13 protein-coding genes and 1 pseudogene are annotated in these 12,853 nt (G+C 68.1%); 9 read left to right on the forward strand and 5 right to left on the reverse strand.

The genetic code is table 11. From position 1 onward, the window contains the following. Positions 1-3: 3 nt before the first annotated feature. From AC5WS7_RS06805 to AC5WS7_RS06815, 3 genes are read right to left on the reverse strand one after another with little or no spacing between them, the layout of a single operon-like run. A complete protein-coding gene (locus AC5WS7_RS06805; RefSeq protein WP_495953443.1) occupies positions 4-996 on the reverse strand; it encodes an AAA family ATPase in 993 nt (330 codons plus the stop codon). Between the two features lie 26 nt (positions 997-1,022). Next, entirely contained in the window at positions 1,023-1,457 is a 435-nt protein-coding gene (locus AC5WS7_RS06810; protein WP_495953444.1) for a ribulose bisphosphate carboxylase small subunit, read from the reverse strand. 16 nt (positions 1,458-1,473) lie between these two features. Continuing rightward, positions 1,474-2,916, reverse strand: a complete 1,443-nt coding sequence (locus AC5WS7_RS06815; protein WP_495953445.1) for a form I ribulose bisphosphate carboxylase large subunit — start codon at positions 2,914-2,916, stop codon at positions 1,474-1,476. Between the two features lie 125 nt (positions 2,917-3,041). On the opposite strand from AC5WS7_RS06815, the gene AC5WS7_RS06820 reads away from it, so the two are divergent. The 5 genes and pseudogenes from AC5WS7_RS06820 to AC5WS7_RS06840 all read left to right on the forward strand — a co-directional run bounded on the left by AC5WS7_RS06820 (position 3,042) and on the right by AC5WS7_RS06840 (position 8,427). Then, positions 3,042-3,968 carry a LysR family transcriptional regulator gene (locus tag AC5WS7_RS06820; protein ID WP_495953446.1) on the forward strand — a complete coding sequence of 309 codons (927 nt, stop codon included), beginning with the start codon at positions 3,042-3,044 and terminating at the stop codon, positions 3,966-3,968. A gap of 92 nt (positions 3,969-4,060) precedes the next feature. Next, a pseudogene (locus AC5WS7_RS06825) lies at positions 4,061-5,776 on the forward strand (MFS transporter); the annotation flags it as partial. A 180-nt stretch (positions 5,777-5,956) separates the two neighbouring features. After that, positions 5,957-6,772 (forward strand): MSCRAMM family protein, encoded by an 816-nt coding sequence (locus tag AC5WS7_RS06830; protein ID WP_495953771.1) that lies wholly within the window; start codon positions 5,957-5,959, stop codon positions 6,770-6,772. A gap of 129 nt (positions 6,773-6,901) precedes the next feature. Next, entirely contained in the window at positions 6,902-7,339 is a 438-nt protein-coding gene (locus AC5WS7_RS06835; RefSeq protein WP_495953447.1) for a MarR family winged helix-turn-helix transcriptional regulator, read from the forward strand. Between the two features lie 110 nt (positions 7,340-7,449). Beyond that, positions 7,450-8,427 (forward strand): aldo/keto reductase, encoded by a 978-nt coding sequence (locus tag AC5WS7_RS06840; protein WP_495953448.1) that lies wholly within the window; start codon positions 7,450-7,452, stop codon positions 8,425-8,427. Between the two features lie 25 nt (positions 8,428-8,452). Here the strand turns inward: AC5WS7_RS06840 and AC5WS7_RS06845 are convergent, their stop codons facing one another. Together AC5WS7_RS06845 and AC5WS7_RS06850 are read right to left on the reverse strand one after the other, a co-directional pair. Next, positions 8,453-8,863, reverse strand: a complete 411-nt coding sequence (locus tag AC5WS7_RS06845) for a PASTA domain-containing protein (RefSeq protein WP_495953449.1) — start codon at positions 8,861-8,863, stop codon at positions 8,453-8,455. Positions 8,864-9,645: 782 nt separating this feature from the next. Next, the gene (locus AC5WS7_RS06850; protein ID WP_495953450.1) at positions 9,646-10,074 is read right to left on the reverse strand and encodes a CBS domain-containing protein; all 429 of its coding nucleotides are present in this window, start codon (positions 10,072-10,074) and stop codon (positions 9,646-9,648) included. A 133-nt stretch (positions 10,075-10,207) separates the two neighbouring features. On the opposite strand from AC5WS7_RS06850, the gene AC5WS7_RS06855 reads away from it, so the two are divergent. From AC5WS7_RS06855 to AC5WS7_RS06870, 4 genes are all read left to right on the forward strand, one after another. After that, complete coding sequence (locus AC5WS7_RS06855) at positions 10,208-10,627, forward strand: Rv3143 family two-component system response regulator (RefSeq protein ID WP_495953772.1); 420 nt, start codon at positions 10,208-10,210, stop codon at positions 10,625-10,627. 374 nt (positions 10,628-11,001) lie between these two features. After that, positions 11,002-11,382: an NADH-quinone oxidoreductase subunit A gene (locus tag AC5WS7_RS06860; protein WP_495953451.1), complete on the forward strand. Its 381-nt coding sequence runs from the start codon at positions 11,002-11,004 to the stop codon at positions 11,380-11,382. A gap of 122 nt (positions 11,383-11,504) precedes the next feature. After that, positions 11,505-12,059, forward strand: a complete 555-nt coding sequence (locus tag AC5WS7_RS06865) for a NuoB/complex I 20 kDa subunit family protein (protein WP_067674818.1) — start codon at positions 11,505-11,507, stop codon at positions 12,057-12,059. 146 nt (positions 12,060-12,205) lie between these two features. Next, complete coding sequence (locus tag AC5WS7_RS06870; protein ID WP_495953773.1) at positions 12,206-12,832, forward strand: NADH-quinone oxidoreductase subunit C; 627 nt, start codon at positions 12,206-12,208, stop codon at positions 12,830-12,832. Positions 12,833-12,853: the final 21 nt, after the last annotated feature.

A 12,853-nucleotide genomic window follows, 5' to 3' on the forward strand; every position in this document is an offset into this window, starting at 1 on the left:
TCCTCACGGATCGGCCCCGTCGCCGGCGACCGGCACCGGATCGGCGTCGCCGAATACGCTGCTGCCGTACACATCCGCGGCGGTCAGCGTGATCAGCTCGGTGCGGCGCAGCGGCCGGCGCAGGTCCACCAAACGGCGTGCCTGACGTAACCGGCACCGCTCGAGCGCGTTGCGCACACTGCGCGCATTGGCGAATCGCGGTCGCGCCATGCGCAATTCGAGATATTCGCCCAGCGCCGTCACCGCCGCCGAATCCAGGCGGAACTGCTCCCCCTCGGCCATCAGACCCGCGATGGCCATCAACTCGCCGTGACTGTAGTCCGGGAAATCGATGTGATGCGCCACCCGCGAGGACAAGCCCGGATTGGCGGAGAAGAACGTCTCCATCCGGTCCGGATACCCGGCGAAGATCACCACCAGGCTGGTGCGCTCGGTCTCCATCTCCTGCAACAGGATCTCGATGACCTCCTGCCCGTAATCGCGTTCGTTCTCCGGGCGGAACAGGTAGTACGCCTCGTCGATGAACAGCACCCCGCCCGCCGCCCGCGCCAGGGCCTCCTTCGTGCGCGGCGCGGTGTGACCGATGAACTGCCCCACCAGATCGTCGCGAGTCACACTGTGCACCAAGGGTTTGCGAATATATCCCAGCGCATGCAGCAGATCGGCCATGCGCAGCGCCACGGTGGTCTTGCCGGTGCCGGGCCCGCCGGTGAAACTCATGTGCATCGTCGGGCGCGCGGCCGCGAGCCCGAACCGGGCGCGGGCCCGGTCGATCAGCAGCAGCGCCGCGATCTCCCGCACCCGCGCCTTGACCGCCGACAGGCCCACCAGCTCCGCGTCCAGCCGCGCAAGAGTGCGTTCGACCTCCCGGGTCGCTGGATCGCAGGACAGATCCAGCTCCGCGTCCGGGTCGAGCAGCTCGGGCGCGTCCGGGCAGTGGGGTTCGTGCTCCTCCCGCACCGCCGCCACGCCCGGCCCTGCCCCGGGGCGATGCATCCGAAAACCGTTGCCCGCCTCGGCCATCAGGCCCGGCCTCGGTCGCCGTACCGGGCGCCCGGCGGCAGATCGGTGGCATAGGCCGCCCACCCGTACTGCTGCCGGCGATCGTCGGATTCGCTGCGCGCCAACCGGAATCCGGGCTCGTCGGGCGGGCGCTGCACCAGGAAACTCAGCGCGGTGGTCTGCCGACCGTACCGCGCGTCGTAGGCCGTCACCCGGATGTAGTACCGCGGCAACGCGTCCCGGCAAGCGGCGAGCTCCGTGAGCACCCCGTCCGGTTCGTGCAGGTCGAACATCGGCAGCCCCCACATCTCCCAGTACACGTTGCGCGGATGCGGATCGTCGGTGTATTCGATCGACACCGGCCAGTTGTTCAGCAGTGCGTAGCGCACCTGTGCGCCGATCTCGGCGTCGGACAACTCCGGCAGATGCGAGAAGGTTCCTTGACGCAGATACATGGCGGCCCTTCCTTTCTCACCGCGTCGCGGTGGGTACGGCGTCGGGAGCGTCGGTGGAGGTGTACTCGAAGGTGACCTCGCCCCACACCGCCAGCGCGGCCTCGAGCGACCGGCAGCCGCGCGCGGCCTCGCGCAGTACCGCCGGGCCTTCGGCGAGCAGGTCGCGGCCCGCGTTGCGGGCCTTGACCACCGCCTCGAGCGCCACCCGGTTGGCCTCCGCGCCCGCCGCGATACCCATCGGGTGTCCGATAGTGCCGCCGCCGAACTGCAGAATCACATCGTCGCCGAAAAGGTCCAGCAGCTGATGCATCTGCCCGGCGTGAATACCGCCCGAAGCCACCGGCAGCACACCCGGCAGGCTGGCCCAATCCTGGTCGAAGAAGATCCCGGTACCCGCGTCGGCGGGAATGTGGTTCTCCCGCAACGTGTCGTAGAACCCGCGCACGGTATTCGGATCGCCCTCGAGTTTGCCGATGACGGTACCCGCGTGCAGATGATCCACCCCGATCAGCCGGCACCACTTGGCCAGCACCCGGAAACTGACCCCGTGCGTCTTCTGCCGGGTGAAGGTGGAATGCCCCGCGCGATGCAGATGCAACAGCATGCCGTTGCGCCGCGCCCACTTCGACATCGATTGCATCGCGGTGTAACCGACGGTCAGATCCATCATGATGATGACGCTGCCGAGCGATCTGGCGAATTCCGCGCGTTCGTACATGTCCTCCATGGTGGCGGCGGTGACGTTGAGGTAATGGCCTTTCAGCTCACCGGTTTCCGCGATCGCGCGATTCACGCCCTCCATGGCGAACAGATAGCGATCGCGCCAGCGCATGAACGGCTGGGAGTTGATGTTCTCGTCGTCCTTGGTGAAATCCAGTCCGCCCCGGCACGCCTCGTACACCACGCGCCCGTAATTGCGTGCGGACAATCCGAGTTTGGGCTTGACCGTGGCACCCAGCAACGGGCGGCCGTACTTGTTCAGATATTCCCGCTCGGTGACGATTCCGTGCGGCGGGCCGGGGAAGGTCTTGACATAGGCGACCGGAATGCGCATGTCCTCGAGCCGCAGTGCGGCAAGGGGTTTGAATCCGAACACGTTGCCGATCACCGAGGAGGTCAGATTGGTGATCGAGCCTTCCTCGAACAGATCCAGATCGTAGGCGACATAGGCGAAATACTCGCCCGGACGTCCCGGCACCGCATCGAGCCGATAACATTTCCCGCGATAACGGTCGTGCGCGGTGAGCCGGTCGGTCCACACCACCGTCCATGTGGCCGTGGACGATTCGCCCGCCACCGCCGCGGCGGCCTCGATCGGATCCACCCCCGCCTGCGGGGTGACCCGGAACACCGCGAGCACGTCGGTGTCCTTGGGTTCGTAGTGCGGGTCGTAATACCCCATCGAGGCGTAGGACTGCACGCCCGGATCCCAGCGGTCCCGAGTGGATTCCTCGGCCATATCTCCTCCTGTGCGAGCGAGCCTGTGCGCCTTGCAGATTCAGGATGCGGGCGGCGACGTCGACGGACAATTCGATAGTTTCTCGTCTCGCTCAACCGAAAAGTTGAGTTTGCTACCGTCTGACGATGGGAATGGTGAGTGCGGTCCGGATGGAGACGTTCCTGGCCGTGGCCCGCCACGGCAGCATTCGCCGCGCCGCCGCGCAACTGCACATCACCGAGGCCGCCGCATCGGCCGCGGTCGCGCATATCGAGAAACAACTCGGCGCGAAACTGATCGCCAAATCCGGGCGCGGAATCGTGCTGACCGACGCCGGGCGGGTCTACGCCGAATACTGCCGCAGCATTCTGGGATTGATGCGCGAGGCCCAAGCCGCGGTGCGGCGCGCGGATACCGGACGATTGCGGATCGGGGTGGTCGCCACCGCCGGGGAATATGTGCTGCTGCGCCCGCTGGCCGCGTTCCGGGATCGTTATCCCGATATCGAGGTGGGGTTGTCGATCCACCCGCGCGATGTGCTGTTCCTCGAATTACAGCACCACGAAAGCGATCTCGTGATAGCCGGCCGCCCACCGCAGGAGGCCGGACTGGTGGTGCGCGCGCGCCGATCGAGCCGGCTGGTGGTCGTCGGATCCCCCGGCCGCTGCCCGGATCCGCTGCGCGCCACCTGGTTGCTGCGCGGGCACGGCTCGGGCACCCGCGCGACCACCCTGGCCCTGCTGGACCGTTTGCAGATCCGCCCGCCCACGCTCACCCTCGGCACGCACGGCGCGGTGCTGGCCGCCGCGCGAGAAGGCCTCGGCGTCACCCTGATCCACGGCGACGCCGTCGAATCACACGTGGCCGCAGGACATCTGGAGATCCTGGCGGTGGAGGGCACCCCGCTGGACCGCCCCTGGCACGCGGTCACCACCCGTACCCCGACCCCGCCCGCACGGCTGTTCATCGACCATCTGCTGCACCACGCCGCCCCGGGCGACCGAGCATTCGAAGCGGTGCCCACGCCGTCGCACGGCGCTGCCACGACAGGCGTATTCCCACCGCAAGTGTGATCAATTCCCTACGCTCTCCATTTAGTTAGTTAGCATATTGCAACTATATTGATCGAGTCACTGTTCACGGCAATCCTCGGGGAGAGGGACTCTTGGCTTCCGCACAAACTTCCGCCGACCTGGACGTCGGCGACGTCCAGACCGTTCGTCGGCGCCTGCGCGTCGACCACGACCACCCGCACTACAAGTGGGTGGCGTTGTCGAACACCACGCTGGGGATGCTGATGGTCACCATCAACTCCTCGATCGTGCTCATCTCGCTGCCCGCGATCTTCCGCGGCGTGCACCTCAACCCGCTCGAGTCCAGCAACGTCAGCTATCTGCTGTGGCTGATGATGGGCTTCCTGCTCACCTCCGCGGTCCTGGTGGTGATGTTCGGCCGTCTGGGCGACATGTTCGGCCGGGTCAAGATCTACAACGCCGGGTTCATCGTCTTCACCGTCTCGGCGATCCTGCTCTCGTTCGACCCGTTCGACCACGGCGGCGGCGCGATCTGGCTGATCGCCTGGCGCGTGGTGCAGGGTGTCGGCGGCGCGATGCTGATGGCCAACTCCTCGGCCATCCTCACCGACGCCTTCCCGGCCAGACAGCGTGGCTTCGCCCTGGGCATCAACCAGGTCGCGGCCGTTGCCGGTTCGTTCCTGGGCCTGCTGCTGGGCGGCCTGCTCGCCGAATGGGACTGGAAGGCCGTGTTCTGGATCAGCGTGCCCTTCGGCCTGCTGGGCACCGTCTGGTCCTACCGGTCGCTGCACGACAACGGCCAGCGCACCCCCGGCTCGCTGGACATCCCCGGCACCATCACCTTCGCGGTCGGCCTGACCGCACTGCTGGCCGGAATCACCTACGGCATCCAGCCCTACGGCGGCTCCAACACCGGCTGGACCAACCCGTGGGTGCTGACCGGAGTCATCGGCGGCCTGGCGATGCTGGTGATCTTCTGCGTCATCGAGGCCAAATCGCGCCAGCCGATGTTCCAGATGTCGCTGTTCCGCAACAAGACCTTCGCCCTGGGCAACTTCGCCAGCCTGATGACCTCGGTCAGCCGCGGTGGCATGCAGTTCATGCTGATCATCTGGCTGCAGGGCATCTGGCTGCCCCAGCACGGCTACAGCTTCGAGGACACCCCGCTGTGGGCGGGTATCTACATGCTGCCGCTGACCATCGGCTTCCTGGTCGCGGGCCCGGCCTCGGGCTGGCTCAGCGACCGCTTCGGCGGGCGGATCTTCGCCGCGGGCGGCCTGCTGCTGGCCGCGATCACCTTCGTGCTGCTCATCGTCATCCCGGTCAACTTCAACTACTGGCTGTTCGCGCTGATCATCCTGCTCAACGGCCTGGGGATGGGCATCTTCACCTCGCCCAACACCGCCGAGGTGATGTCCTCGGTGCCGGCCAACCAGCGCGGTGTGGCCTCGGGCATGCGCGCCACCATCATGAACGGCGGTATGGCGCTGTCGATCGGCATCTTCTTCTCGCTGATGATCGCCGGACTGTCCGGAACCCTGCCGGGCGCGATGAACTCCGGACTGCGTGCGCAGGGCGTTCCGGCGAACTTCGCCGAACAGCTCGCCAGCACCCCGCCGGTGGGCAGCCTGTTCGCCACCTTCCTGGGATACAACCCCTTCAAGGAGATGATCCCGGCCGACGTGCTGAACCAGCCGGGCGTCAACGGCAGCACGATCACCGGGCAGGAGTTCTTCCCGCACCTGATCTCCGGACCGTTCCACTCCGGTCTGATCGCGGTGTTCATCGCCGCCGCGGTGATGCTGCTGCTCGGCTCGATCGCGTCCTGGTTCGCCAAGGGCGACTACGTCGTCGACGAGGCCGCCGAACTGGCCGAGGCCGCCCGCGAGGGCATCCCCGAGGACACCGAGCAGCTGCCGGTCCACACCAACGGGCGTGCCGCGGCAAGCCCGTTCACCGCGGCCGCACCCGCGACGTTCCGCGCTCCCGCCGCACCGGCCCGCCCGCTGGTCGCGGACGGGCGGTCCATCAGCGGCCGGGTGGTGCGCACCGACGGGTACGCGGTCGCCGGGGTCGCGCTGACCCTGATCGACCAACGCGGACACCAGGTTTCCCGCGCGACAGGCAATCAGCAGGGCGAGTACGTCATCGAGCCGCCCGCGCCGGGCAGCTACGTGCTGATCGTCTCCGCGAGCGGACACCAGCCCGCCGCGGTGAACGTCAGCGTGGACGGTCGCCCGCAGCGTCTGGACGTGCCGCTACAGGGCTCGGGCGAGGTGTCCGGCGTCGTGCGCTCGGCCGTTGACCTGCGCCCGCTGGCCGGGGCCACGATAACCCTGACCGATATGCGCGGTGAGGTCGTCGGGGCCGCGGTCTCCGACGCCCGCGGCGACTATGCCTGCCAGGGCGTGGTGTCCGGGGTCTACACGCTGGTCGCGGTCGCCGAGCACATGCGGCCCACCGCGATCACGCTGACCGTCCCCGACAGCGGTGTGCTGGCGCAGGACATCGAGCTGAACACGATGTCGGTGCTCAGCGGTGCGGTGTGGGCCGACGGGCGCGCGGTGCCCGACGCCCAGGTCATCGTGCAGGACTCGGCCGGAGGCATCCTCGGCTCGGCTCGCACCGACGACGAGGGCCGCTACACCGTCACCGACCTGGCCGAAGGCCGCTACACCGTCGTCACCCGCGGTTATCCGCCGGTGTCGAGCCGAGTGGTCGTCAGCGGCTCGCAGGTCTCCCACGACCTGCAACTCGGCTACGACGATCCCGCCGAAACCGCGAACGGCAACGGCTCCAGCAGCGGCCGCCACGCAGCGAGCGTGCGCGCCGACTCCGAATAGTGATCCGCGTGTGGTGCGCGACGGGATCGACCCGTCGCGCACCACACGTCCCGGTATTCCCCGCAACGGGCATACTTGCTGACACAGCCATGCACCGCGGTTATCGAGCCGGGTAGGAGCGAGGACCGGATGATCAAGCAGCACAACGCCGAACGTCTCGCCGAGGCGGCCGATGCGTATCTGGCCGTCGGCCGGATCACGCGCCTGCTGCGCCGCGCCGGGGACACCGGCGCGCTGAGCCCGGGCTCGGCCGCGGCGCTGGGCACCCTCGTGCGGTGCGGACCGATGCGCCTGGGCGACCTGGCCGCCGCCGAACGCGTCACCGCGCCCACCATGTCCCGCATCGTCACCCAGCTCGAGAAGGGCGGATACATCCAGCGCGCCCCGGACCCGATCGACGGACGCGCCCACGTCCTGTCGGCCACCGCCCCGGCCCAGGACATGGTCAACGGCCTGACCTCCGCGCGCATCCAGCGTTTCGCCGACGCCCTGGACCACCTTCCCGACGACGAACGCCGCATCCTGGCGACCACCCTGACCAAGATCGTGGACCTGCTCGACGATTGACCGGCCGCCGCCCGGCACACCGATTTGACCTGGAGTGTGCTCCAGCATCTAGCGTCGTCGGTGGTGAGCGCGTCTCACCTCACCATCACCGGTGTTCCCCAGGAGGAGCCATGATCGCGACCCGCACACTCGGAGATCTCACCGTCGGCGCCCAGGGCCTGGGCTGCATGGGTATGAGCCAGGCCTACGGCGTACGCGACGACGACGCCGAATCCATCGCCACCATCCACCGGGCACTCGAGCTCGGTGTCACGCTGCTGGACACCGCGAACGTCTACGGCGCGGGAACCAACGAGGAACTCGTCGGCCGCGCCATCGCCGACCGGCGCGACCAGGTGGTGCTGGCCACCAAATTCGGCATCGTCTGGGGAGCGGACGGCACGATGAGCGCACGGGGCGACGCCGCCTATGTCAAGCAGTGCTGCGAGCAGTCGCTGACCCGTCTCGGGGTCGACCACATCGACCTGTACTACCAGCACCGCGTCGATCCGAACGTGCCGATCGAGGAGACCTGGGGCGCGCTTGCCGAGCTGGCCGCCGAGGGCAAGATCCGGTACGCCGGGATCTCCGAGGCCGCCCCGGACACCATCCGCCGCGCCCATGCGGTGCATCCGGTGACCGCGCTGCAGAGCGAATGGTCGCTGTGGACCCGCGAGATCGAGGATGCGGTGGTGCCGGTGTGCCGCGAACTGGGCATCGGCATCGTGCCGTTCTCCCCGCTGGGCCGTGGTCTGCTCACCGGCGCCATCACCTCGACGCGGGAACTGCCCGCGGACGACATGCGCCGCGCTCTGCCGCGTTTCGCCGAGGGCAACCTGGACCGCAACGTGGCGATCGTCGCCGCGCTGCGCGCCCTGGCCGAGAAAAAGGGCTGCACCGCAGGGCAATTGGCGCTGGCGTGGGTGCACAGCCGCGGCGCGGACGTGGTCCCGATTCCCGGCACCAAGCGCCGCACCTACCTCGAGCAGAACCTCGCCGCGACCGAGATCGCCCTCACCCCGGAGGAACTGGCCCGCATCGAGGACGTCACCGCGGACGTCGCCGGGGCCCGCTACCCCGAACACCTGTCCCGCGCCGCGGGCAGGTAGTACCGCACGGAGTCGCCGCGGCAGGTCAGTTGCGCTGTGCCGCGGTGACTTTCAGGGTGATCGGGGTCTGCGCGGTGACCGGGGTGCCCGCCGCCGGGGACTGCGAACTCACCGTCCACGGTTTGGTCATCCCGGCCGCGTCGTGCATGACGTCGGTGCCGTCCGGGGCGGTGATCGCGGTGATGTTGTAGCACAGGGCCGCGCCGACCACCATGTCCCCGAGCGGCTTTCCGTGGAAATCGGGCAGCGGCTGCGGCCATTTCTCGCTCGCGCACTGCTGCGCCGCGGTCTGCGCGGAACTCGGCGCGGCCGCCGGCGAGCTGACCGCCGAGGACGCCGAGGCCGCACTCGAGCCGCCGGCTCCTCCCGAGGAACCGCATGCGCCGCACGCGAGGGCGGCGGCCAGGGTCGACACGGTGATCGCGATGCGGCGCATAGAGTTTCCTTCATGACAAGGGCCGGGTGCACCGGCCGTCGTAGCGTGCGCCACAGACCCTAATACGCGCCGCGTCGGCGGTATCGATCGGTCCGGGCCCGCGCGCGAGCGGCGAACATCCCGGCCGCAATCTCATTCGCGTGCGGGAACCGGAAATTCGATCGCGGAATCGCATGCAAACCGGTCGGATTGCGTCGAATTGCCTTTTCCGATCAGAAAATTCCGGATGTGCCGCGGGTGTGCCCAGTATGGGTGGCATTCGCGCCGCGACCGGCGTTTCGGGTGGTGAGGTCCGAGGGTTTCGGCGCATCCCGGACCCCACCCGATCAGCGGTGCATCGACCGCGAGCATGGTAATGGCGAATCGCCCACCGGCATTCTGCCTCGAATTGCGCGGCCGCGCAGCGATTTCGCGATTACGAACCGATGAAATTCCGTGCGGCCGTATTCGGCGGCGGTCCGGACCGCTGATTCGGCACGCGGTGTCGAATTGCATTCGCCGACTTCGGCGCACCGCTGCCGCGAATTCGGCGGTTGCTCCGAGCGTCTGCCGGACGCGGCGAGCCGGTTGCGAGTCGCCCGCCATCGGCCGCGCAAGCGCACCCACCGTCGAGTCCACACGACGCACTCGGCGAACGGAAACAACGTGTCCGTGCTCGATTTCGGCTCCGGCGCGCTCGACCCGCTACGGTCGCCTCGATCCTGTCCGAGGCGACCTGTCTGCCGCGCGCCCGGGGGCTGTGACATCCGGAACCCACTGCCGCGCAACACTTCCGGCGCGACTCACCCCTGCAGATACTGTTCCAGATGTTCGCGCTCGGACTGCAGTTCGGAGATCGCGTTCTTGACCACGTCGCCGATGCTCACGATCCCGACCATCCGCCCGTGCTCCAGTACCGGCAGATGGCGGATGCGATGTTCGGTCATCGTCGGGCGCAGGCTCTCGACCCGATCCTCCGGCGAGCAGGTGTGCACCACCATGGTCATGATGTCCTCGACCGGCCGTTCGAGCAGCTGTGCGCCCATCAGGTGCAGGCGACGCACGACATCGCGCTCGGAGACGATGCCGTCCAGCGCGACCCCGTCGCGCGAGACCACCACCGCCCCGACGTTGTGTTCGGCCAGCACCCCCAGCAGCTCGCGGACCGTCGCCCGCGGCCCGATCGTGACCACCTCGGCGCCCTTCTTGCGCAGAACCTCGGAAATTCGCATCGCATTCACCGCCTCATCGACCGTCCCCGACTCCTAGGATCTCGCGTTCGGCCGCCGATGACCAGCACGGATTCATACCGTGACCCACCGAGTGCGACGAACCTGCCACGGCCGGGCGCTCACCGGACGTACCATGCCGAACGTGGCCGATGCGAACCGTCCCGCGGTGCTGCGGGTTCTCGTGTACAGCAGCGATTCCGACACTCGCAGCCAGGTGATGCTGGCCTTGGGGCGGCATCCGCACCCGGATCTGCCACCGCTCGAGTACCTCGAGGTGGCCACCGCGCCGGTGGTCATCGGCCGGCTCGACGCCGGTGGTATCGATCTGGCGATCCTGGACGGCGAGGCGGCCCCCACCGGTGGGCTGGGACTGGCCAAACAACTCAAGGACGAGGTCGAGCACTGCCCGCCGATCCTCGTGCTCACCGGCCGCCCCGATGACGCCTGGCTGGCGAGCTGGTCCCGCGCGGAGGCCGCGGTGCCACATCCGATCGACCCGTTCCGGCTCACCGAGGCCGCGGTCGGTCTACTGCGCGACTCCGAAGCCGCCTGAGGCCACACCCCACAGAATCCGGTTCTCACCCGACGCCCGCGCTCCCGCAGGAGCCGGGCGTCGCGGCGTGCCCGCCGCAGGCGGCACCGCGTGGGACGAAGCCGGTCATTACGCCGTTTCGGTCATAAGTGACAGTTCTGAATTCGATCAAACACGGCTGCGAATCCGCAGGCATTGAGAAGGAACGGTTGTAGGCTGTGCCGTAGCTCACACGAGTGCGGGCGTTGGTATGACTACCTTCCCCTGTCAGGTCTCTGCACATGTCCGCGCTCTTGGCCGAGCGCGCCCCGGGGGCGAGACTGGCCCGGCAGACGACGATGTCAGCCCCGCCTCGGCGCTGTTGTCCGAGGACATGGAGAAGGGGTTGTGCAGTTGTGAATAACGAAATTCCCACGCTCGTTCTCGGCGCGATCGCCGCGGCGTTCGCGGTGGGGTCGATCCTGCTGGCCGCCCTCATCGGGCCCAAACGTCGCAACCGCGCCAAGCTCGAACCCTACGAGTGCGGTATCGAACCGACTCCCCACGCCGTGGCAGGAGGCCCCGGAAACGCTGCCGGACAACGCTTCCCGGTCAAGTACTACCTGACCGCGATGTTGTTCATCATCTTCGACATCGAGATCGTGTTCCTGTATCCGTGGGCGGTGCACTTCGACGCGCTGGGCCTGTTCGGCCTGGCCGCGATGGCGCTGTTCATCCTCAACGTCTCCATCGCCTACGCCTACGAATGGCGGCGCGGGGGCCTGAGCTGGGACTGATCCAGCGCCGCACCCCAAGTAGCACAACCACCGAGGCACACCACCAAGCACACGGAACGGCAAACCAGCCTCCGGCCCGCACCGGAGCGAGGGTTTCGAGGACGGAAGCGAGTCGGTCCGAGATGGGTCTGGAAGAGAAACTGCCCAGCGGATTCCTGCTGAGCACGGTCGAACAGTTCGCCGGCTATCTGCGCAAGGGCTCACTGTGGCCCGCGACGTTCGGGCTGGCCTGCTGCGCGATCGAGATGATGGCCACCGGCGCGGGCCGGTTCGACAGCGCCCGATTCGGCATGGAGGTCTTCCGCGCCTCTCCCCGCCAGGCCGATCTGATGATCGTCGCCGGCCGGGTCAGCCAGAAGATGGCGCCGGTCCTGCGGCAGGTCTACGACCAGATGACCGAACCCAAATGGGTTCTGGCCATGGGCGTGTGCGCCTCCTCCGGCGGGATGTTCAACAACTACGCCGTCGTGCAGGGCGTGGATCACGTTGTGCCCGTGGACATCTACCTGCCCGGCTGCCCGCCGCGCCCGGAGATGCTGCTGCACGCGATCCTGACCCTGCACGAGAAGATCCAGCACATGCCCCTCGGGGTCAACCGCGAGGAGGCCGTGCGGGCCGCCGAGGCCGCGGCCCTGGCGGTCACCCCGACCATCCAATTGAAGGGGCTGCTCCGATGACTTTCGACTCTCCCGGCGCCGGCGAGAGCCCGCCGCAGGCCGCGATGAACGAAAACCGTTCCGGCGCAGAACGACCCGATGCCGGTCCGGCCGTCCCGGAGCAAACCGGGCCGGCCGGCGAGGAAGTGATCGGCGTGCGCCGCGGCATGTTCGGTGTCACCGGCAGCGGCGACACCTCCGGCTACGGCCGTCTCATCCGCACCCTGAGCCTGCCCGGCAGCACGCCCCCGCCCTACGGCGGCTACTTCGACGATCTGGTCGACCAGCTGCGAAAGACGTTGTCCGACGAAGGGTTCAGCGCCACGATCGAGAAGGTCGTGGTGTTCCGCGACGAGCTGACCCTGCACGTGCGCCGCGAACATCTGCCCGCCCTCGCCCGTACCCTGCGCGACGCGCAGCCGCTGCGGTTCGAGCTGTGCCTGGGGGTGAGCGGGGCCCACTATCCCGACGACGCCGGGCGCGAGTTGCACGCGGTCTACCACCTGATGTCGATCACCCACAACCGGCGGCTGCGCGTCGAGGTGGCCGCGCCCGACGCCGACCCGCACATCCCCTCGCTGTATGCGGTGTATCCCACCACCGACTGGCACGAGCGGGAGACCTACGACTTCTTCGGCATCCTGTTCGACGGCCACCCCTCGCTGACCCGCATCGAGATGCCCGACGACTGGCACGGACACCCCCAGCGCAAGGATTACCCGCTCGGCGGGATCCCGGTCGAATACAAGGGCGCGCGCATTCCGCCACCCGACGAACGCAGGACGTACAGCTGATGAACGCGACAGACACCGGGC

The sequence above is a fragment of the Nocardia sp. PLKS1-43 genome, assembly GCF_059510335.1.